We start from the raw sequence: 21375 nt of genomic DNA on the forward strand, positions 1-21375 counted from the left end.
GGGTGCTACGGGGTGCGCTTCTCCTGCTGGCGCTGCTGCTTCAGCTTCTCGCGCTCCTGTATGCGCTCCAGCTTCCGCTTCTCGCGCTCTTCACGCCGGCCTTCCCGGTCGGCCTTCCTCAGCAGCTTCACCATCTTCCCGTCATGACGGGCCATGAAGATGGCGAGCTGCGCCCGCTTCTGCGGAGGCAGCTCCCTGGCGATCGCCTGGTACATGTCGCGATCCAACGCCGTGAGCTGGGTCCGGGCGTCGAACACTCGCTGCACCGCCTGGTCCACCTGGGACTGGGCCTGCGCGTCTCCCCGCGCTGCCTTCCTCAGCACCTGCGCGGACTCCTGGACCTGCTCCAGCAGGGGTCGCCGGCGCTCGTCGAACTGGCGCATCGTGTCCGCCATCTTCAGCGCCTGGGACTCATCCAGCTCCAGCTCCTCGGCCAACCCCACCACCCGCATCAGCCGGATCTGCCTCTCCGCTCGCTCCGCGGCGTCCTTCTGCTCGGGCGGTGCGGCCAGCGACACCAGGGGAAGCAGGGTCAGGGTCAGCACTGCCAGTCGAAAGGGCTTCATCACAGCGAATCTCCAGGGTTCGGGTACGTGAAGAAATCATCCAGCTCGGAGTCCAGCGACTCATCGGACTCGGCCTCCTCCAGGTCCACCTCGGACAGGTCGAGCGCCTCGGTCAGTGGATCCGCCAGCGCCCACTGCTCCAGCGCGAGGGTGTCCTCCTCGGAGCTGGTGGACTCTACTTGGGCGGTGGGCAGGGGAGGCGTGACCGTACGGTGTTGCACCACGGGTCCCATCACCAGCAGCACCACGGCCGCCGCTGCCATCAGCGCTCCCGCGGTCCGCATCCGTGCTGCTTTCTGGACCTGCTCACGGCGCCAGGCACTCACTGTCGTCTGAGGCAGCGCCGCCACCACGGCCTGCTCCCGTACGGACGGCTGCGGCAGCGCGGCCAGGCCGAGCACGTCGTGGTTCGCCTCCGCCTCGGAGCGGCAGGCGGCACAGGTGTCCAGGTGTGCACGCACCCGCGCGGCTTCCTCGGGCTCCAATGCTCCCGCGGCGAAGAGGGTCAGCAGCTCGTCTTGGTCCTGGCACGCCGCCATCAGCGTTCCTCCTCGGGCAGCTCCGCCACCTGCGCCCGGAGGCGCTTCACGGCGTGATGGAAATTCACCTTCGCGTTCGTTTCGGTGATTCCGAGCGTCTCGGCGATCTCCCGAAAGCCCAGCCCACCGTCCACCCGGAGCGTCAGCACCTCGCGCTGGCGGCGGGGCAGGGTGAGCACCGCCGCGCGTACCCGCCGCTCCCGCTCGGTCCGCTCCAGCGCCTCCTGTGCGGACTCTCCCGGGGCTTCGGCCTCCGGCAGTTGCACGGCTTGGAGCCACCGCCTCCCCTGGCGGGCATGGTTCTTCGCCAGGTTGAGCGCGATGCGGATGAGCCAGGCCCGGAAGGGGGCGGGGCCCGAGAGGCTCCACCGGGAGAAGACGCGGCGCGAGGCCTCCAGGGCTCTCAGAAAGGCCTGCTGGGCAAGGTCCGCCGCGTCCTCGGGCCGGGCGGTGTAGCGCCGCATGAGGGCGAAGACCAGGGCCCGGTGCCGCTCCACCAGCGTGCCGAAAGCCGCTTCGTCACCGGCCAGGAAGGCGCGGCAGAGCGCCTCGTCACTCGGCTCGGTGGCGGCTTGCACCAGTGCCACGGGTGTTTCCAGGGCCTTCACGCCTCCTACAAACCCCGGAGCCGGCAAAAAGTTAAAGGGGGTTTTTTCGGCGGAGGACTGAGGGTGGGATGAGGTCCCATGCGGTAGGGTAGGTGACCCTACTTGAAAGGTTAGAAAAAGGTTCGCTTCGCCGCAGTGTTCCGCTATTCTTCGCGGCGTGGGCATGAGGGGTCCATGGACTGCTCACGAGGGCGAGGAGCGAGAACATGGCGGAGACGATCGGAGTCGATATCGGCACCCAGATCCTGGCGGCTGTTCAGGGGCTGGGCGTCCGAATGGACAGGCTGGAAGCGCGCATGGATGGGTTGGAAGCGCGCATGGATGGGCTGGAAGCCCAGATGACGGACCTGAAGACGCAGGTGACGGGCTTGGCCTCTCGGGTGACGAGACAGGAGAATCTGCTGGAGAAGCTGGGGGCCGAGTTCATCAACTGGCGCGAGGCTCTGCGCGGGGATGTTTATCGATTGGGTGGGGAGGTCCATTGTCTGCGTGAGGACAACCGGCAGATTCGCGCGGACCTGCATGAGGGGTTTCGCCGGTTGAATGCCCGGCTCGATCTCACGGATGGCACGGTGGTTCTCCTGGCCGCGGCGCTGCGTCGGCCGAGGGATCTCGGCGAGGATCTCGAGAAACGCCTGCGGGCACTCGAAACGCACTGAGCACGTTCGTGCGCCGGGCTCGCCTGCCTGCTCCACCCCGCCAGCCCCCCAGGCAGGTTGCCGCCCACCTCATCCGGCTGACACAATGGAGGGGCCCAACGGGGGAGCTTCATCATGGCAACGGACAGCGCGGCCGCACGCATCAAGGGAAGTGTGCTCATCACCCGCCTCAATCTCCTGATGAAGCAGGGCGGGACAGGGCGTCTCCAACAGGTGCTCCAGCGGTTGCCTCCCGCGGATCGCAAGGTCCTCGAGGGCGTCATCATGCCCATCGGCTGGTACCCCCTGGAGCTCAACCTTCGCCTCGACGCGGCCATCGCCGAGGCGCTCTCGCCCAGGGATCGCAGCAAGGCCTTCGTCGGGATGGGTCGCGCTTCCGCCGAGGAGAATCTGAACGGTCCCCACCACGTGTTCATCCGCAAGGGGGACCCGCACTTCCTCCTCAGCCACTCGCCGGAGATCTACCGGCTCTATTACGCGGTGGGTTCTCGCGCTTACGAGAAGACCGGGCCTCGCAGCGCGATGCTGCGCACCGTAGGCGCCGAGAGTGTCACCGAGGCTGACTGTCTCACCATCGTCGGCTGGTACGAGCGCGCCATCGAGATGAGCGGTGGCCGTGAAGTGCGCATCCTCCATACGAAGTGCCGCGCCCGCGGCAACGGCCACTGCGAGTACCTCTGCGGCTGGGAGCTCTAGGCGCCCGCAGCCGGTAGCGGGTGCTCCCGCAGGTAGCGCAGCACGTCATCCAGGTGCTTGTAGATGCGCACCTCGTGGCGGATGACGGACTCGACGCGGCCGTCCGGGCCGATGATGTAGGTGACGCGCCGGTCCACGTTCAGCACGGGCCAGAGCACGTCATAGGCATTGCTGATGGTGCGCCCCTCGTCGCCCAGCAGCGAGAAGTGGATGTCCTCCTGCTCAGCGAAGGCGCACTGCGTCTTCACCGAGTCCACCGACACCCCCACCAGCTCCGCCCCGAGGGCTTGAATCCGCTCGTGGTTGTCCCGGAAGTGCCGCGTCTCCTCGGTGCAGGCGATGGTGAAGGCCTTGGGGAAGAAGAAGAGCACCACCCGCCGCCCCCTCAGCGCGGAGAGCGAGAACGTACGTCCCCAGCAGTCGGTGCCGGTGAAGTCCGGGGCGGCTTGTCCCACGTTGAGCATCTTCTTTCGGCCTCCTGGGCCCGGACTCCCCTAGCATGCTTCCCGCCAACACGCCCTCGCTCACCCAACACAGAGCTCCCTCGTGGCCCTCCCCACCGCTGCCCCATTGAAGTCCTCCTTTCTTGACCGTCTCGCCCGTGGACTTGGCGTCACTCGAGTGGCGCGGGTGACCGGGTTGGACCGCTCCGGGGTGGAGGTGGCTGCCGCAGTGCGTCCAGGCGGCTACGTGCTCCAGGTGTGCAACGGCAAGGGCCTGGATTTCCAGGCCGCGTCGGCCGGGGCCCTCCTGGAGACGGCAGAGCTGTGGGCCGCCGAGACGGTCCCCCTGGAGCGGCTCGTCTGGGGCTCTCTGGACGGGTTGGAGGCCGGAGGGCGCGCCGTCTGGGGGGCCGGGGCTCTGGGCACTCGGGGCGGAGTGGTCGTCCCCCGGTTGTGGAGCCGCGAGGTGCGCTGCGCCTGGCGCGAGGCCACCGAGCTGCACTCGGGCCAACCCGTGCTCGTCCCCGCCCAGGGGGTTTACTGCCCGCCCACGGGGGCTCCAGCGCTTGGCCCGGTGAGCGTGCAGTGGACGAGCAACGGCTCGGGTGCGCACCCCGAGCGGGCGCGGGCGCTCCTGCATGCGCTGCTGGAGGCGACCGAGCGAGACCAGCTCGCGCGCCTTCTTCCGGAGGGGTGGTCCGAGGAGGTACTTCGCTCTCGCATGCTGCGGCCATTGGGACTGGAGCAGGGCGCTCCCCGGACGGCGGCACTCGCGCGGACCCTCGGGGAGCGGGGCTTCGCCGTCCACCTCTTCGACCTGACGCCCGGCGCGCGGACTCCCGGTGCCGCGGGCTTGCCGGTGGGGGCGGCGCTGCTCGTGGACCGCGAGGAAGGGCCGGTGCCCCTGGCGGCGGGGTATGCCTGCGGACTGGGGAGGGACCAGGCCCTGCTCGGCGCCCTGCTGGAGGCCGCCCAATCCCGCCTGACTGACATCCACGGTGCACGCGAGGACGTGGCCGCGACGGACCGGGAGGCTGCCCTGGCCCTGACGGCCGCCTGTGCCGGGGTACGTCCCCGACGGGATGTGGAGTCCATGCCCGACGTCTCCGAGGAGGTGTCCTCACCGGAGGAGGCGGTGCGCGAAGTGCTGGTGCGGCTCGGAAAGGCGGGCTTCCCCCGGGCCGCCGCTGTCGAGCTGGAGGCCCCTCTCCCCGGACTCCACGTGGTGCGCGTGGTGGTGCCGGGTCTGCGCGTCTCGGAGCTGCTGTGAAACGACGTTCGGCCCCCTCTCGTCCTGATGACCTCATCGTCTTCCTCGGCCCCTCGCTGCCGCAGGAAGAGGCCCTGGCCCTGGCGCCCTGCCGGGTGCTGCCCCCCGCGCGCCAAGGGGACGTGTGGCGGGCCTTGTCGCTGCATCCGAGGGCCATCGCCCTGGTGGATGGCGTCTTCGAGGCGCAGCCCTCCGTCTGGCACCACGAGCTGCTGGCCGCGTTGGATGCGGGGGTGGCGGTGTTCGGCGGAGGCAGCATGGGGGCGCTGCGCGCGGCGGAGCTCGTGGAGCACGGCGTGGTGGGCGTGGGCCACATCTTCGAGGCCTACCGCCGGGGCGAGCTGGTGGATGACTCCGAGGTGGCGCTGCTCCACGCCGATGAGGAGCACGGCTTCCGTCCCCTCTCGGTACCGCTCGTCAACGTGCGTCACGCGGCTCGCCAGGCTCAGGACGCGCGAGTGCTCGCTCCTCGCGAGGCTCGGGCCCTGGTGGATGCGGCGGCGGCGCTCTTCTACCAGGACCGCACCTGGCCCCGAGTGCTGGCGGCAGTGGGCGAGGCGTGGCGTCCTGCCACCCGGGCGAAGTGGGACGCGTGGGCCGCCGGGGGCTTCGAGGACCTGAAGCGCGAGGATGCCCGTGCCTGCCTCCAGGCCGCATCGGCCTTCGTGGCCTCGGGCACACGTGCCCCGGTGCGAACGCGGACGGGCCGGGCCCCGCCCTCGTCGTACGTGCGTCGCCGCCGCCTCGTGGAGGGCCTGTGTGTGACGGATGAGGGCCTCGTGTCCTCGGAGGATGTGCTCACGGAGCTGCGCGCCGCGCCCGACGCGGGGGAGCTGGCGGAGGCGGGCCTGCGGCGGGCACTGCTCGCGGGCCAGGCACGGGCGCTCGGTCTCCTTCCCACCGCCGAGGAGGTGGCGCGGGCCGAGGCGGAGTGGTGGGCGCAGCTGAAGCTGCCTTCGGGAGAGCGCGAGGTGTACCTGGCCACCTGCGGCCTGGATGCTCACGAGGTGAGGCGGCTGTGTGAAGAGCGAGCACTGGAGCGGCTCATGCTCGAGCACGCGTCGCGGTTGCTGCCGGATGGGCCCTCGTGGGACGAGGCGCTCGCGACCGAGGCGCGTCTGCGGGGCCGCTGGGTGGAGGAGGCCCGGCAGCTCGGAGCCCCGAAGCCGCGCCGGCGCAAGCGCTGAGCCCGGAGCGGGCATGCACGGTTGCTTGTGGACCTTCTGGTCATTCCGATGAGCGAGTGCCCCGAGGAATCGTTACGTTTGGCGGATGCGGCGCGAGGGGTGAGTGCGCGCCGGAGGCAGCGAGACGATGACGCGGATATGCCAGGACGAGGTGGGCCGCTGTGACTTCATCGACGTGCTCGAGGAGGCTGTCCTGCGGCACCGTCCGGTAGCGATCCAGCTCCGCGAGGGTGAGGCCTTCATCGACGAGGTGCTGGACGTGGTCACCGAGCAGGGAGACGACTTCGCCGTCTTCAAGTCGCACGAGCGAGTGCCGGTGGGGGACATTCTGGCCGTGACGCGGGCGATCCCCCCCGCGGCGCGGTGGTGAAGCGGGGCGGCTGGGGTAGGGTGCGCGCCGGATGAATTCTCACAACGAGCTCGAGTCCTTCCGCTGTGTGCGGGCCGATGCGCGGGAGCCCGGGGGATACCGGGCGGCGCTGGGAGAGGCGAAGGCCACCTTCCTGCACACGGATCCGCCGTATTGCCTGCTCACGCGACGGCGCAAGGGGGGAGACCTGCGAGACCCCCGGGCGAACAAGAAGATCGATCGCAACCCCATCGTGCGCTTCGAGACGGTGCGCGACTACCGCGTCTTCACCGAGGAGTGGATGACGCGGGCGGTGGCGCACCTGACGCCGGACGCCACGCTGGCCATCTGGACGAACCTGCTGGGCAAGGAGCCCATTCTCGCGGTGGCCCGCTCGCTGGGTTTCAGCCACCTGAGGGGCGAGTACGTCTGGGGCAAGCGCACCACGGACAAGAACGCCAACGAGCAGAACCTTCGCGTCTACGAGGTGGCGCTGGTGCTCTCGCGTACGCCCGCGCCCGCGCTGGAGCCCGGCGGCCTGCCCACCGTCTGGGCGGTGGTGGGCGGTTACGACGACGATGCCGAGGCGGCGCGCTGGGGCAACCATCCCCACCACAAGCCCTTCTCCGTGCTGGAGCCGCTGGTTCGCACGTGGAGCCGGCCGGGAGATTGGGTGTTGGACCCCTTCGCGGGCAGTGGCTCCATGCCGGCGGCGGCGCTTCGACTTGGGCGCAAGGCGGCATGTCTGGAGGTAGAGCCCGAGTGGGCCGAGCGGGTGAGCCGGCGGCTGCGTGAGACAGCGAGTGAACAGGTCCGAGGGGGGGACGGCCCACCGGAGCGGGCTTCCGCCGACGATGGTGTATCCGCCCCAGTGAATCGCCGGTAGGCTGCACCCCTTCCCTGTCCCCAGGGAATCTTCTCCCCGCACCACGCAAGAGGCTCCCGGATGAAGCAGCACCAGAAGATGCTCCTGGGCATCGTCATCGGCACCTTGGCGGGCATCGCCGCCAACCTCCTGGCGGGCGGGACGCCCTGGCTCGAGTGGGTGGTGACGAACATCACCGGGCTGGTGGGGCAGATCTTCCTTCGGTTGCTGCTGATGCTGGTGGTGCCGCTGCTCTTCTCCGCGCTGGTGATGGGCGTGTGCGAGCTGGACCTGAAGCAGCTGGGCCGGCTGGGCCTGCGGACCATGGGCTACACCGTGGTCGTCTCCAGCATCGCGGTGCTCATCGGCTTGCTGCTGGTCAACACGCTCAAGCCGGGCGTGGGGCTGAGCGACGAGGCGCGTGCGCTGGCAATGAAGGGCACCTCGGTGCAGGCGGCCCCCGCACCGAGCAGTACCGCGGTGTCCTCGCTGATCGCGGCCATGGTGCCCAGCAACCCGCTGAAGGCAGCGGCGGATGGGGACATGATCGCCCTCATCGTCTTCTCGCTCATCTTCGGCCTGGGGCTGGCGCTGACGGACACCCCGGCGGCGAAGCGGCTGCGTGAAACCGTCCAGGGCCTGCACGACGTGATGATGAGGCTCATCGACGGGGTGCTGAAGCTGGCGCCCATCGGCGTGGGGGCGCTGCTCTTCAGCATGATGGCACGCCTGGGCATGAGCATCCTGATGCAGGTGGCCTCCTACGTGGGCGTGGTGCTGCTGGCGCTCGGGCTGCACATGTTCGTCGTGTACTCGCTGTCGGTGCGCTTCCTCGGGGGGCGCAACCCGGTGGCCTTCTTCCGCGATTGCCGGCTGGCCATCGTCACCGCCTTCTCCACGGCATCCTCCAGCGCCACGCTGCCCACCGCGCTCAAGGTGGCCGAGGAGAACCTCAAGCTGCCGCGCAACGTGTCGCGCTTCGTGCTCACCGCCGGCTCGGCGATGAACCAGAACGGCACCGCGCTCTTCGAGGGCGTCACCGTGCTCTTCCTGGCGCAGGTGTTCGGCGTGCAACTGAGCCTGCCGGACCAGGCCGTCGTGATGTTCATTTGCGTGCTGGCGGGCATTGGCACCGCGGGCGTGCCGGCCGGCTCCATCCCCGTCATCGCGATGATTCTGGGCATGTTCAAGATTCCCCCCGAGGGACTCGCGCTGGTGCTGGGCGTGGACCGCTTCCTCGACATGTGCCGCACCACGCTCAACGTGACGGGCGACCTGGCCGCGGCCGTCTATGTGTCTCGGGGCGAGCCCAACCTGGAGGACGAGGCCCGGGCTGCCCGATTAGAGCCTGATTCGTCTGCCTCCTGAGCAGACAGGGGAGCACGGCTTGCTTGCTCCCGCAGCATCGCCGTCCCATACCCGTAGGACAGAAGGAGTAACCCACTATGAAGGTGTCCAAGGACAGCGTGGTCTCGTTGGAGTACCGGTTGCACCTCGGAGACGGACAGGTGGTTGACGAGAGTGAGCCTGGGAAGCCCCTCGCCTACATGCATGGCCATGGGCAGATCGTCCCGGGCCTGGAAGGGCAGTTGGAGGGCATGTCCGCCGGCGAGTCCAAGAAGGTGGTGGTGCCTCCTTCCCAGGGATATGGCGAGCATGATCCGCGAGGCCTCCAGGAGGTGCCCCGCGAGATGTTCCCCCCGAATGCCAACCTCCAGGCGGGCATGACCATCAGCGCGCAGACGGCGGACGGGGACGTCATCCCCATCACCATTCGCGAGCTGAAGGGGGAGAAGGTAGTGGTGGACCTCAACCACCCCATGGCTGGCAAGACGCTCCACTTCGACATCACCGTGCGTGAAGTCCGCGCGGCCACCGACGAGGAGAAGGAGCACGGCCACGCCCACGGGCCGGGCGGCGCGCACTGACCGGGCGGCTGGGCCGGCCCAAAAGCAATACCCACTCGTGGGGTAGGGGGGTGTTCCGGTATCTTCCACCCCCCATGAGCCAGCCCGCCTCGCCCTCCCCCCAGCAGCTCCAGATTCATCCCGAGCCCGAGCTGCCGAAGAAGGACTCCGCCGCCGCCGCCCAGGATCCCGAGCGGTACTGGCTGCAGAACGTCTACAAGGGCGCCGAGAACCAGCTCACCGTACGCGCCGTCATCGCGGGCATGCTGATTGGCGCGGTGATGTGCCTGTCCAACCTGTACGTCATCCTCAAGACGGGCTGGAGCCTGGGCGTCACCATCACGGCGTGTGTCCTCTCCTTCGCCGCCTTCGGCGCCCTGCGGGCCGTGGGGCTGGTGAAGACGGAGGTGACGGCGCTGGAGAACAACGCGGTGGGCTCGGTGGCCTCGGGAGCGGGGTACATGACGGGCGGCGGCAACATGGCGGCCGTGCCCGCGCTGCTGATGCTCACCGGGACGCTGCCGTCCGCGGGATGGCTGGTGGCTTGGTTCGCGGTGGTGTCGGCGATGGGCGTCTTCGCGGCCATCCCCATCAAGCGCCAGCTCATCAACGTGGAGCAGCTCCCGTTCCCCACGGGCACCGCTACCGCCGAGACGCTCCAGGCGCTCCACGGGCATGACGAGAGTTCGCGCGGCAAGGCGCGCTACCTGGGTATCGCGGGCCTGGTGGGAGCCGTCGTCGCGTTCTGGCGGGAGGGCAGGGCCTCGTGGCTGGCGTGGAACCTGCCCTCGAAGCTGAGCCTGCCCTTCACCATCGCCGGCAAGCCGGCGGGGGCGTGGACGCTCTCGCTCGACCTGAGCCTGCTGCTGATTGGCGCCGGGGCGCTGGTGAGCTTCAAGACGGGCTGGTCCATGGTGCTGGGCGCCATCTTCACCTACGGCTTCCTCGCGCCGGAGATGGTCAGCCGCGGCGTCATCCCCGAGGTGACGTACAAGGCCATCAATGGCTGGGCGCTGTGGACGGGGGCCTCGGTGCTCGTGTCCTCGGGTCTGCTGTCCTTCGCCTTCCAGTGGCGCAGCGTGGCGAAGTCGTTCAGGGCGCTCTCGGGCCTCTTCGGGAAGAACGCCGAGGAGGAGAAGGATCCGCTCGCGGACGTGGAGTGCCCGCCGACCTGGTTCCCCCTCGGCTTCCTGGTGCTGGGCCCCATCGTGGTGGGGCTGATGGCGTACCTCTTCCAGATTCCGTGGTGGGCGGGTGTCATCGCCCTGCCGCTGTCGGTGGTGATGGGAGTGATTGCCTCGCGCGTCACGGGAGAGACGGACACCACGCCCACCAAGGCGCTCGGGCCGGTGACGCAGCTGCTCTACGGAGCCATCCTGCCCGGCAACCTCGCGGCCAACGTGATGAGCGCCAACGCCACGGGCGGCGTGGGCCTGCACTCGGCGGACCTGCTCACGAACCTCAAGACGGGCTGGCTGCTGGGCGCCAGCCCGCGCAAGCAGTTCATCGGGCAGCTCTTCGGCGTGCTGGCCGGAGCGGCGGTGGTGGTGCCTGCCTTCAACCTGCTGGTGCCGAGCGCGGAGGTGCTGGGCACCGAGGAGTTCCCCGCGCCGTCCTCGCTGGTGTGGGCTGGCGTGTCGAAGATGCTCGTCAACGGGGTGGACTCGCTGCACACGTCCGCGCGCATTGGTGCGGTGTGTGGCCTGGCGCTGGGCGTGGCGCTGGTGCTGCTGGAGCGCTGGGCCCCGAAGAAGGCCAAGCCGTTCATTCCCTCGTCGGCGGGTCTGGGACTGGCCATCGTGATTCCCGGGGCGAGCTCCATCAGCTTCTTCATTGGCGCGGCCATCGCGGAGGTGCTGCGTCGCAAGCAGGCGAAGCTGGCCGAGGCCACCGTGCTCCCGGTGAGCTCGGGCTTCATCGCCGGTGAGAGCCTCATGGGCATCGCCGTGGCGATGCTCAAGGCCTTCGGATTCATGCCCAAGTAGGGATGGTGGGACGCGTGGACCTGTTGCGAGAGCTTGCTGCTGTCCTGCCGCCCGAGGGACTCGTCACCGACCCCGATGTGCTCGAGTCGCACCGCCGGGACCAGGCGGGGTGGGCCTCCGCGGGTTCCCCTCGCGTCCTCGTCCGCCCGGCGTCGACAGCCGAGGTGCAGGCCGTGCTCCGTGTGGCCTCGGCTCATCGCATTCCCGTGGTTCCCCGCGGAGCGGGTTCGGGGCTGTCGGGCGGCGCCAACGCGGTGGACGGCTGCATCGTGCTCTCGCTCACGCGGATGAACCGCATCCTGGAGCTCGACCGGCGAGGCCTGTACGCCGTCGTCCAACCAGGAGTCATCAACGGCGCGCTCAAGGCCGCCGCGGCGGAGCTGGGGCTCTGGTACGCGCCGGACCCGGCGAGCTGGGAGTTCTCGACCCTCGGCGGCAACCTCGCGACCAATGCGGGTGGCCTGTGCTGCGTGAAGTACGGCGTGACCGGGGATGCCGTGCTCGGGCTCGAGGCCGTCCTCGCCGATGGCTCCGTCGTCCGGACCGGCGGCCGCATGGTCAAGAACGTCGCTGGCTATGATCTCACCCGGCTGTTCGTCGGCTCCGAGGGCACGCTCGGTATCATCACCGAGGCCACGCTGAAGCTCCGACCGCGCCCGCCTCCGGCCACGACGCTGGTGGCCTCGTTCCCGACGCTCGTGGGGGCCGGATCGGCAGTCACGGAGATCATGGCCGGCATGCGGCCCTCGCTCCTGGAGCTGATGGATCGCACGACCGTCCGGGCCGTCGAGGCCGCCAGACCCATGGGGCTGGACGTCAACGCCGCGGCACTTCTGCTGGCACGCTCCGATGCAGGGGGAGAGCAGGGCGTGGCGGAGTGCGCGCGGATGGCGACGCTCTGCGAGGCCGCTGGAGCGACCTTTATTGTGAACTCCTCCGACGAGGCCGAAGGCGAGCTGCTGATGGGCGCGCGCCGGTTCGCCTTCCCAGCGCTGGAGCGGCAGGGCTCAACGTTGCTCGATGACGTGGGAGTGCCGCTCTCGCGCATTCCGGACCTGCTCGCGGCGGTCGAGCGCATCGCCGAGCAGCGGGGGGTGCTCATCGGGACGTTCGGGCACGCGGGCGACGGGAACATGCACCCCACGCTCGTCTTCGACCCGAACGACCCGGACGCGGTGGCACGGGCGAAAGCGGCGTTCGATGACATCCTGCACGCGGTGCTCGAGCTGGGAGGGACCATCACCGGAGAGCACGGGGTCGGCTCGCTCAAGCGCCCGTTCATCGCACGGCAGCTCGGTCCTGAAACTCACCGGCTGCACCTCGCCATCAAGAGCGCGATGGATCCGCTCGGCATCCTCAACCCCGGCAAGCTGCTCTGATTCATTGCCGGCGTGGCACCAGGACACACTGGCCGATCTCCGTGTCACACGCGGGAACGAGTTCTCTCGGGTCCAGGCAGGCGACGGTGACGCACTCTCCCGGCTGGCAGACAATGGATGCCTGCTGGGCCAATGCGCGCGCTCGCCGCTGGAACTCGGTGAGGTTCGCCCTCGAGTTGACCGCGCCGAAGCATTGGAACGCGCCCAGGCAGTTCTGCCCGCCAGCCAGGGCGAGCAGATCGATCTTCTGGCAGGTGTCACCCGGGCTGCATTGGGCGTAGTGGGAGACCAGCTCCGTGGCGCCCTCTTGAAGCTGCTCGCAGTTGGCACACCCCGACAGCCACAGCGCCAGCGCCGCCATCCCCGAAACGAGCATCCGTCTCATTCCCACCACCTCCGCGTGTGCCGGTCCAACTGCTCGTTGGACGGACTCACCCTGGCCACGCGGGGCCGAGCGCGCATCGCCCGGCGGGGATGCCGGGGACGCGCTGTTGCTCGGCATACAGACAGGGCCTGCCGGGGAGGGCGACTTCTGTCAGTTCGCGAAGTAGCGCTGCTGGAAGCGCTCGCAGTAGCGGACCAGGTTCTGCTGTCCCTGCGTGTGCTTCCGGAGGGGCGAGTCCACCGGAAACGCGAGGATGCTCAAGATGAACGCAAAGAGCGTCGCGTCGAACGAGGTGGGGTGGTCTCCCAGGAGGAACGGCTTGTCGCCGAGCACCGCCGCCACCGCGGAGACGTCGGCCTTGCCCATCTCGAGGATCTCCTCGGGCCGATGGCGGCCCATGCCGTGGGCCTGCATTGCCTTGCCGACTCCCCGGCGAATCAGGGGCACGATGGCCTTGCCGACGACGGGGGGGAAGAGGGCCTCGAAGATGGGCTTGTAGACGCGCCACCCATCGTCCGAGATCCAGCGCTCTTGGAGGATGACCCAGTTGAGGCTGTCCTCCAGCGTGCGCCGCACCAGATGGCCCTTGGCGAGGTCCTCCGTGCTGAGCTTTGCGTCGAGCGTGTTGCCGTGCTTGCGCTTGAGGTGCTCGATGATGAACTGGGAGTCTCCCAGGTAAGAGCCATCCTCCTCGATGAAGGGGATCTTCCCCTTGGGGGCCTTTCCGAAGGCGGCCGGCTTCGGTGTGTACGGGATGCCCGTCATCCGGAGATAGGTCTCCAGCTTCAGACAGAAGGGGCTGATGTCGCTGACACCGAAGGCGGCGGGGCCTTTGTGGAGGGTGATCATGCGGGGAATCCAGCATGCCCGCGAGCAGCCCGTCCAGAACCTGTTGGGAGACATGAGGGGCAGCGGCGCCTGCGAGGGCTGCCACCCCTCATGTCCGTGGAACGTCAGCTGCGCAGGCCGGGAGCCTCGTGGCCGGTGCGGGCCACGTACTCCGTGTAGCCGCCGCCGTACTGGTGGATGCCCTCGGGCGTCAGCTCCAGCACCCGGTTGGACAGTGCGCCCAGGAAGTGCCGGTCGTGGCTCACGAAGAGCATGGTGCCCTCGTAGTTGGCCAGCGCCGCGATGAGCATCTGCTTCGTCGCCATGTCCAGGTGGTTGGTGGGCTCGTCGAGGATCAGGAAGTTGGGCGGGTCGTAGAGCATCTGCGCCAGCACCAGCCGCGCCTTCTCGCCTCCGGAGAGCACCTTGCACTTCTTCTCGATCTCATCGCCGGAGAAGCCGAAGCACCCGGCCAGCGCCCGCAGCGAGCCCTGCGAGGCCCGCGGGAACCTGTCCACCAGCGAGTCGAACACCGTCTGGTCCGGCTTGAGCAGCTCCATGGCGTGCTGCGCGAAGTAACCCATCTTCACGCTGCCGCCGACGCTCACCGCTCCATCGTCCGGACGCGACTCACCGGAGATCAGCTTGAGCAGGGTGGACTTGCCGGCCCCGTTCACGCCCATCACGCACCAGCGCTCGCCGCGCCGCACGAGGAAGTCCAGCCCGTTGTAGATGCGGCGCTTGCCGTACCCCTTCACCACCCGCTCCAGCTTCGCCACGTCGTCGCCCGAGCGCGGCGCCTGCTGGAACTCGAACACCAGCGTCTGCCGGCGCTTGGGCGGCTCCACCTTCTCGATCTTCTCCAGCTTCTTCACCCGGCTCTGCACCTGGGCCGCGTGCGAGGCGCGCGCCTTGAAGCGCTCGATGAACTTCAGCTCCTTGGCGAGCATGGCCTGCTGGCGCTCGTACTGCGCCTGCTGGTGCTTCTCGTTCAGCGCCCGCTGCTGCTCGTAGAACTCGTAGTTGCCCGAGTACGTCGTCAGCTCGCCGCCGTCGATCTCGATGATCTTCGTCACGATGCGGTTCAGGAACTCGCGATCGTGGCTCGTCATCAGCACCGCTCCCTCGAAGCCCTTGAGGAAGTTCTCCAGCCAGATGAGCGACTCGATGTCCAGGTGGTTGCTGGGCTCGTCCAGCAGCATCACGTCCGGGCTCATCAGGAGGATGCGGGCCAGGGCCACGCGCATCTTCCATCCGCCCGACAGCGCGCCCACGTCCCCGTCCATCATTTCCTCGGAGAAGCCGAGGCCGGCGAGGATCTCCCGCGCCCGTCCCTCCAGCGCGTAGCCGCCCAGCTCCTCGTAGCGCCCCTGCACCACGCCGAAGCGCTCCACGAGCTTGTCCATCTCGTCCATGCGCTCCGGGTCCGCCATGGCCGCCTCGAGCTGCTTGAGCTCGGCCGCCACCTCAGAGACCGGCCCCGCGCCGTCCATCACCGCCGCCACCGCGCTCTGCCCGGCCATCTCGCCCACGTCCTGGTCGAAGTAGCCGACCGTGACGCCGCGATCCACGGACACCTGCCCCTCGTCCGGGTGCTCGCGCTGGACCACCATCCGGAACAGGGTGGATTTGCCCGCTCCGTTCGGGCCCACGAGGCCCACCTTCTCGCCCTTGTTGAGCTGCGCAGACGCCTCCACGAAGAGGATCTGCTGTCCGTGCTGCTTGCCGATGTTGTCGAGACGAATCATGGGACCTCAGATGCGGGCGAGTGACTGACCCTCACCCCGGCCCTCTCCCAGAGGGAGAGGGGGTATTGCACACAGTGGGTTTCTTGGCGCTCAGGCTCCAGCGACCAGGTTCTGCAGCTCCTGCCAGCGCGTGTAGAGGCGTTCGACTTCCGCCGTCTTCGCGTCCAGCTCCTTCTGTACTTCGGCCGCCTTCGTGCCGCTGGAGTAGACGCTGGGATCCACGAGCTGCGCTTCCAGCTCGGCCTTGCGCATCTCCGCGGCCTCGATGACCGACTCCATCCCGTCCAGCTCGCGCTGCTCCTTGTACGAGAGCTTGCCCGGCTTGCGCGTCTGCTTCGGCTCGGCCACGGGCGCGGGCTCGGTCTTCTTCGCCGTGGGCGCGGCCGCTGCGGCACGGGCGAGGGACTGCTCCTTCAGCCGCCGGTACATGGCGAAGTTGCCCTCGTAGCGCACCACCTTGCCGTCGCCCTCGAAGGACAGGATGGACGTGGCCACCTTGTCGAGGAAGTACCGGTCGTGCGTCACCAGGAGCACGCTGCCGGTGAAGCTCAGCAGCAGCCCCTCGAGGATGTTCAGCGTGACGATGTCCAGGTCGTTCGTCGGCTCGTCCAGCACGAGGACGTTGGCACCCTCCAGGAAGAGCCGCGCGAGCAGCAACCGGTTGCGCTCGCCACCCGACAGCGCCTTCACCTTCATGCGCTGCATGGGCACGGGGAAGAGCAGGTCATCCAGGTAGTCGCGCAGCGCCACCCGCTGGTCTCCCAGCTCCACCCAGTCGTCCCCGCGCGGCGAGGCCGCCTCGTACACCGTCTGCTCCGGGTCCAGCGAGGCGCGGGTCTGGTCGTAGTAGGCGACCTTCGTGTTCTTGCCGATGACCACCTTCCCGGAGTCCGGAGGCAGCTCGCCGAGCAGCACGCGCAGGAAGGTCGTCTTCCCCACACCATTGGGCCCCACCAGGCCCACGCGCTCACCGCGCTGGAGCATCAGGTTCACGCCCTTGAGCACGCTGCGCTCACCATAGGACTTGTGAACGCCCTCGGCCTCGATGACGGTGTGGCCCAGCCGGGGCGCCTGCATCACCTGCAGCCCCGCCACCTTCGGCCGCTGGAAGCCCTTCTCCTCCATCAGCTTGCGAGCCCGCTCGATGCGCGCCTTGCTCTTGGTGCGCCGCGCCTCCGGGCCCTTGCGCAGCCACGCCACTTCCTGGGCGATCCACCGCTCGCGCTTGTGCTGGGCGAGGGACGCATTCTCCTGCGCCACCAGCTTCTGCTCCACGTAGGCTTCGTAGTTGCCCGGGTACGAGACGACGCCCTCTCCGGGCTGGATCTCCACCATCCGATCCACCAGCCCGTCCAGGAAGTAGCGGTCGTGCGTCACCAGCAGCAGCGAGCCGGGCAGCTTGTCCAGCTCCTCCTCGAGCCAGTCCACCGTGTCCGCGTCCAGGTGGTTGGTTGGCTCGTCCAGCATCAGCAGGTCCGGCCGCGTCAGCAGCGCGCGGGCGATGGCCACCCGCTTGCGCAGGCCGCCGGACAGCTCGGCCACGGGCCGGTCCCAGTCCTTCACGCCCAGCCGATCCAACAGCGTCTTGGCGTGGTGCTCCGTGTCCCAGCCGCCGAGCTGCTCGATCTTGTCCGACAGCGCCGCGAGCTGCTCCATCAGCTTGCCCTGCGCGTCGGCGGGAGTGGACTCCATGCGGCGGATGAGCTCGGCATGCGTGGCCAGCGCATCCTTGAGGGGCCCCTGGGCCACGCTCAGCTCCGAGGCCACCGTGGCGCCCGGAGCGAACTCGGGCTCCTGCGGCAGGTAGGTGACGCGAGCGCCACGGCGCAGCTGCAGCTCCCCCGCGTCCGCGCGCGCCGCCCCCGCCAATATCTTCATCAGCGAGGACTTGCCGGAGCCGTTCACTCCCACCAGGCCCACGCGCTCACCTTCTTCGATGGTGAGCGTCAGGCCCTGGAAGACGGTACGGCTGCCGAAGGACAGTTGGACGTCGGCGGCGCGGAGCAGGGTCAAGGGTTCCTCTGGGTCAGTACGGAGGTTCTCGTCGCGGGTGCTTCTTTACAGCCACTTGGGCGCGCGAGGCCTCTGGGAAACGGCGGGCGGTGCCGCCGGGGCCGACGCCGAGGGGCGCTGGGCCTGCTGCTGGGTGGCCGGACGGTCGCTCCGAGCCGGACGCGCCGACTCCGAGCCCCGGGGGCCTCCTGCGTTCGCACCACGGCCACCACCACCACCCCGGCGGCGTCCTCCCCCGTTGCCGTCGCGGCGCCCGCCGTCACGGCGCTCGCCGTCACGGCGCTGCCCCTGCGGCGGACGAGTGCTCTGCTGGGCCCGGGCCGGAGCCTGCTCGAGCGCGCCCTCGGCGGGAGGCGGCAGGTTCGAGCGGTGCGAGTGGGCCTCCATCACCGGCACGCGCCGGCGGATGGTTCGCTCGATGTCCTTCAGGTACGCGCGCTCCTCGGTGTCGCAGAAGGAGAGGGCGATGCCCGCCGCGCCCGCGCGGCCCGTGCGGCCGATGCGGTGCACGTACGTCTCCGGCACGTTGGGCAGGTCGAAGTTGATGACGTGGGTGATGCCGTCGATGTCGATGCCCCGCGCCGCGATGTCCGTGGCCACCAGCACCCGGCAGGTGCCGGACTTGAAGGCCGCCAGGGCCCGCTCGCGCGCGTTCTGGCTCTTGTTGCCGTGGATGGGCTCGGCCCCGATGCCGGCGGCCTCCAGCTGCTTGGCCACGCGGTTCGCGCCGTGCTTGGTGCGCGTGAAGACGAGCACCCGCTCGATGGCCCTGTCCGTCTGCAGCAGATGCACCAGCAGGCCGCGCTTCTGCTCCTTCTCCACGAAGTACAGGCGCTGGTCGATGGTCTCCGCGGTGGTGGCCACCGGCGCCACCTCCACCCGCACCGGGTTCTTCAGGATGCTGTTGGCCAGCCCCTGGATCTCCGGCGGCATGGTGGCCGAGAAGAACAGCGTCTGCCGCTGCGTGGGCAGCTTCGCGATGACGCGCTTCACGTCATGGATGAAGCCCATGTCCAGCATCCGGTCCGCCTCGTCGAGGACGAACACCTCGAGCGACTTGTAGGACACGAAGCCCTGGTTCATCAGATCCAACAGGCGGCCCGGGGTGGCCACGAGGATGTCCACGCCCTGCTTGAGCACCTGCTCCTGGGCGTTCTGGCCCACGCCGCCGAAGATGACGGCAGAGGTGATGCCGGTGAAACGCCCGTAGGCGCGGATGCTGTCCCCAATCTGCGCGGCCAGCTCCCGGGTGGGGCTGAGCACGAGCGCGCGGATGGGGCGGCCGCGGGCGGGCGGCGGCGGGCGGCCCACGGACAGCCGCTGGAGGATGGGCAGCGTGAACGCCGCCGTCTTGCCGGTGCCCGTCTGCGCGCAGCCGAGCACGTCCTTGCCCTCCAGCACGTGGGGGATGGCCTGCACCTGGATGGGCGTGGGCGTGGTGTAGCCCTCGGCCTTCACGGCGCGCAGCAGGGGCTCGGCAAGCTTCAGATCTTCGAAAGTCATGTGTTCTCTTGAGTGGGGAGGGTCCCCGGGGGGCCCGCGACGCGAATCGCCGACGGGCCCGAAAACAAAGAAGGCGCCCCCGGGGGAGGCGCCTTCCTTCAACAGCCTGGAAGTGTCAGGCCGTGCAGCGCGGGACGACTACTTACGCGCGGCCTGCTCGGCGGCCTGCTTCTCCTTGTACTGCGCCATCAGGGCCTCGGCCTCGTTGCGCGGCACCGGCGAGTACTTGGCGAACTCCATCGTGAACTCGCCCTTGCCCTGGGTGGCCGAGCGGAGGTCCGTGGAGTAGCCGAACATGGTGTTCAGCGGCACCTCGGCCACCACCGTCACGTAACCCTCGGCCGTTCCGGACTCGAGGATGGTGCCACGGCGCTGGTTGATCTGACCGACCACCGAGCCCTGGAAGTCCTCGGGAGCCTGGACCTCCACCTTCATCATCGGCTCGAGGATGATCGGCTTGGCGGCCGCGTAGCCCTCGCGGAAGCCCATGATGGCGGCGGTCTTGAACGCCTGCTCGGACGAGTCCACCGCGTGGAAGGCGCCGTCGTTGATGACCACGCGCACACCCACCACGGGGAAGCCGATGAGCGAGCCCTTCTTCACGGCCTCCTGGAAGCCCTTGTCGCACGCGGGGATGAACTCGCGGGGGATGGAGCCGCCCACGATGTCGTCCACGAACTCGTACTGCTGCACGGCGTCGGCCGGCAGGGGCTCGAGGTAGCCGCACACGCGCGCGAACTGACCGGAACCACCGGTCTGCTTCTTGTGCGTGTAGTAGAACTCGCCCTTCTGGGAGATCGTCTCGCGGTAGGCCACCTGCGGCTTACCGGCGACCACCTCGCAGTTGTACTCGCGCTTCATGCGCTCGATGTAGATCTCCAGGTGCAGCTCACCCATGCCGCGGATGATCGTCTGGCCGGACTCCTCGTCCCGGTTCACGCGGAAGGTGGGATCCTCCTTGGTGAAGCGGTTGAGGGCCTTGGAGAAGTTGGCCTGGGCGTCGCGGTTCTTCGGGCTCACCGCGAGCGAGATGACGGCGTCCGGCACGAACATGGACGTCATCGTGTACTGCACGGTGCCGTCGGTGAACGTGTCGCCGGAGGCGCACTCGACGCCGAAGAGGGCGATGATGTCACCGGCCCGGGCGTCGTTGATGTCGTTCATCTCGTTCGAGTGCATGCGAACGATGCGCGGGATCTTGACCTTCTTCTGGTTGGTCTGGTTGACGATGAAGTCACCCTTGGCCACCTTGCCCTGGTAGACGCGCATGTAGGTCAGCTGACCGTAGCGGCCGTCCTCCAGCTTGAACGCCAGGCCGACGAAGGGCTTGTCCGGGGTGGACTCCAGGATGACCTTCGCCTCGCCGTTCTTCTGGTCCAGCGCCTCGTTGGTGATCTCCGACGGGCTGGGCAGGAACGCGCAGATGGCGTTGAGCAGCAGCTGCACGCCCTTGTTCTTGTAGGCGGAGCCGCACATGACGGGCGTCATCTTGAGCGCGATCGTGGCGCGGCGCACGGCGGCCATGATCTGCTCGTTGGTGATGGCGGCATCGGCGAGGAAGAGCTCGCCCAGCGTGTCGTCCACCTCGGCGACCTTCTCGATCATCTCCAGGCGGTCGGCCTTGGCCTTGTCGAGCAGCTCGGCGGGGATCTCCTCCTCGCGGATGGTCTCGCCGCTCTCACCGTCGAAGTAGAACGCCTTCATCTGGATGAGATCGATGAGGCCCTGGAAGCGATCCTCGGCACCGATCGGGACCTGGAGGCGAACCGGGTGGTGGTTCAGCTTCTCCTTGAGCTGGGCGGCCACGCGCTCATAGTTGGCGCCCGCGCGGTCCATCTTGTTGACGAACGCGATGCGGGGAACCTTGTAGCGCTTCATCTGCCGGTCCACCGTGATGGACTGGGACTGCACGCCGGAAACGGAGCACAGCACGAGGATGGCGCCGTCGAGCACACGCAGGGAGCGCTCCACCTCGATGGTGAAGTCGACGTGTCCCGGGGTGTCGATCAGGTTGATGTTGTACTCGCCCCAGATCGCGTAGGTGGCGGCAGACTGGATCGTGATGCCCTTCTCACGCTCCAGGTCCATCGAGTCCATCTTCGCGCCCACGCCGTCCTTGCCACGCACCTCATGGATCTCGTGGATGCGGCCGGTATAGAAGAGGATGCGCTCGGAGAGCGTCGTCTTGCCCGAGTCGATGTGGGCGGAGATACCGATGTTACGAACCTTTTCGATGGGAACTTGGGAGGCCACGAGGGTCGGTCCTTCTGCTGATTGAAGTCCTGCGGGAACAGGGCAGGGGGCGCCCTTACTTCCCGACGCTTGAAGTTTCCAGCCAAATCGGCATGGAACCGGGGAGCCGTCTACTCTCTCTCAGGCTCAAGGGGAAGCCCCCCCGGGTGCTGGGCCGCTGGAGGAGCCCTGCCTACACTCGGGGTTCATAAC

The 21375-nt window shown here is 68.6% G+C and carries 20 protein-coding genes; 10 read left to right on the top strand and 10 right to left on the bottom strand.

What is annotated here, in order from left to right; translation table 11 throughout:
• Positions 1-5: 5 nt before the first annotated feature.
• From OV287_RS16955 to OV287_RS16965, 3 genes are read right to left on the bottom strand one after another with little or no spacing between them, the layout of a single operon-like run.
• Positions 6-566 carry a hypothetical protein gene (locus tag OV287_RS16955; RefSeq protein ID WP_267535073.1) on the bottom strand — a complete coding sequence of 187 codons (561 nt, stop codon included), beginning with the start codon at positions 564-566 and terminating at the stop codon, positions 6-8.
• Positions 566-1105, bottom strand: coding sequence for an anti-sigma factor family protein (locus OV287_RS16960; RefSeq protein WP_267535074.1), 540 nt, complete (start codon positions 1103-1105; stop codon positions 566-568). The genes OV287_RS16955 and OV287_RS16960 overlap by 1 nt, the downstream gene beginning before the upstream one ends.
• Entirely contained in the window at positions 1105-1713 is a 609-nt protein-coding gene (locus tag OV287_RS16965) for an RNA polymerase sigma factor (protein ID WP_373371830.1), read from the bottom strand. Before OV287_RS16965 ends, OV287_RS16960 begins: the two co-directional genes overlap by 1 nt.
• A 206-nt stretch (positions 1714-1919) precedes the next feature.
• Here OV287_RS16965 and OV287_RS16970 point away from each other — a divergent pair, with 206 nt between their 5' ends.
• Positions 1920-2372: a hypothetical protein gene (locus tag OV287_RS16970; protein WP_267535075.1), complete on the top strand. Its 453-nt coding sequence runs from the start codon at positions 1920-1922 to the stop codon at positions 2370-2372.
• 114 nt (positions 2373-2486) lie between these two features.
• Positions 2487-3068: a TIGR02265 family protein gene (locus OV287_RS16975; protein WP_267535076.1), complete on the top strand. Its 582-nt coding sequence runs from the start codon at positions 2487-2489 to the stop codon at positions 3066-3068.
• Here OV287_RS16975 and OV287_RS16980 read toward each other — a convergent pair.
• Entirely contained in the window at positions 3065-3532 is a 468-nt protein-coding gene (locus OV287_RS16980; protein WP_267535077.1) for a peroxiredoxin, read from the bottom strand. The genes OV287_RS16975 and OV287_RS16980 overlap by 4 nt on opposite strands.
• Before the next feature lie 157 nt (positions 3533-3689).
• Here OV287_RS16980 and OV287_RS16985 point away from each other — a divergent pair, with 157 nt between their 5' ends.
• The 8 genes from OV287_RS16985 (at position 3690) to OV287_RS17020 (ending at position 12453) form a co-directional block, all read left to right on the top strand.
• Positions 3690-4781, top strand: coding sequence for a YcaO-like family protein (locus OV287_RS16985; protein WP_267535078.1), 1092 nt, complete (start codon positions 3690-3692; stop codon positions 4779-4781).
• A complete protein-coding gene (locus OV287_RS16990) occupies positions 4778-5968 on the top strand; it encodes a TfuA-like protein (RefSeq protein WP_267535079.1) in 1191 nt (396 codons plus the stop codon). Before OV287_RS16985 ends, OV287_RS16990 begins: the two co-directional genes overlap by 4 nt.
• 103 nt (positions 5969-6071) lie before the next feature.
• Complete coding sequence (locus tag OV287_RS16995) at positions 6072-6338, top strand: hypothetical protein (protein WP_267535080.1); 267 nt, start codon at positions 6072-6074, stop codon at positions 6336-6338.
• A gap of 31 nt (positions 6339-6369) precedes the next feature.
• Positions 6370-7203 (top strand): DNA-methyltransferase, encoded by an 834-nt coding sequence (locus OV287_RS17000; protein ID WP_267535081.1) that lies wholly within the window; start codon positions 6370-6372, stop codon positions 7201-7203.
• A gap of 60 nt (positions 7204-7263) precedes the next feature.
• Positions 7264-8550, top strand: coding sequence for a dicarboxylate/amino acid:cation symporter (locus OV287_RS17005; protein WP_267535082.1), 1287 nt, complete (start codon positions 7264-7266; stop codon positions 8548-8550).
• Between the two features lie 77 nt (positions 8551-8627).
• Positions 8628-9110 carry an FKBP-type peptidyl-prolyl cis-trans isomerase gene (locus OV287_RS17010; RefSeq protein ID WP_267535083.1) on the top strand — a complete coding sequence of 161 codons (483 nt, stop codon included), beginning with the start codon at positions 8628-8630 and terminating at the stop codon, positions 9108-9110.
• Between the two features lie 74 nt (positions 9111-9184).
• Complete coding sequence (locus tag OV287_RS17015) at positions 9185-11074, top strand: OPT family oligopeptide transporter (protein ID WP_267535084.1); 1890 nt, start codon at positions 9185-9187, stop codon at positions 11072-11074.
• A 14-nt stretch (positions 11075-11088) separates the two neighbouring features.
• Positions 11089-12453, top strand: coding sequence for an FAD-binding oxidoreductase (locus tag OV287_RS17020; RefSeq protein WP_308809595.1), 1365 nt, complete (start codon positions 11089-11091; stop codon positions 12451-12453).
• 1 nt (position 12454) lies between these two features.
• On the opposite strand, the gene OV287_RS17025 is transcribed toward OV287_RS17020, so the two are convergent.
• The 6 genes from OV287_RS17025 to fusA form a co-directional block, all read right to left on the bottom strand.
• Positions 12455-12838, bottom strand: coding sequence for a hypothetical protein (locus OV287_RS17025; RefSeq protein ID WP_267535086.1), 384 nt, complete (start codon positions 12836-12838; stop codon positions 12455-12457).
• Between the two features lie 150 nt (positions 12839-12988).
• Positions 12989-13687, bottom strand: coding sequence for a glutathione S-transferase family protein (locus tag OV287_RS17030; RefSeq protein ID WP_267535087.1), 699 nt, complete (start codon positions 13685-13687; stop codon positions 12989-12991).
• 104 nt (positions 13688-13791) lie between these two features.
• Positions 13792-15414, bottom strand: a complete 1623-nt coding sequence (locus OV287_RS17035) for an ABC-F family ATP-binding cassette domain-containing protein (RefSeq protein ID WP_267535088.1) — start codon at positions 15412-15414, stop codon at positions 13792-13794.
• A 90-nt stretch (positions 15415-15504) separates the two neighbouring features.
• Positions 15505-17427, bottom strand: coding sequence for an ABC-F family ATP-binding cassette domain-containing protein (locus OV287_RS17040; protein WP_267535089.1), 1923 nt, complete (start codon positions 17425-17427; stop codon positions 15505-15507).
• 45 nt (positions 17428-17472) lie between these two features.
• Positions 17473-18930 carry a DEAD/DEAH box helicase gene (locus tag OV287_RS17045; RefSeq protein ID WP_267535090.1) on the bottom strand — a complete coding sequence of 486 codons (1458 nt, stop codon included), beginning with the start codon at positions 18928-18930 and terminating at the stop codon, positions 17473-17475.
• 138 nt (positions 18931-19068) lie between these two features.
• Positions 19069-21183 (bottom strand): elongation factor G, encoded by a 2115-nt coding sequence (gene fusA, locus OV287_RS17050; RefSeq protein WP_267535091.1) that lies wholly within the window; start codon positions 21181-21183, stop codon positions 19069-19071.
• Positions 21184-21375 lie beyond the last annotated feature (192 nt).

The organism is Archangium lansingense (assembly GCF_026626635.1).
Lineage (GTDB): Bacteria > Myxococcota > Myxococcia > Myxococcales > Myxococcaceae > Archangium > Archangium lansingense.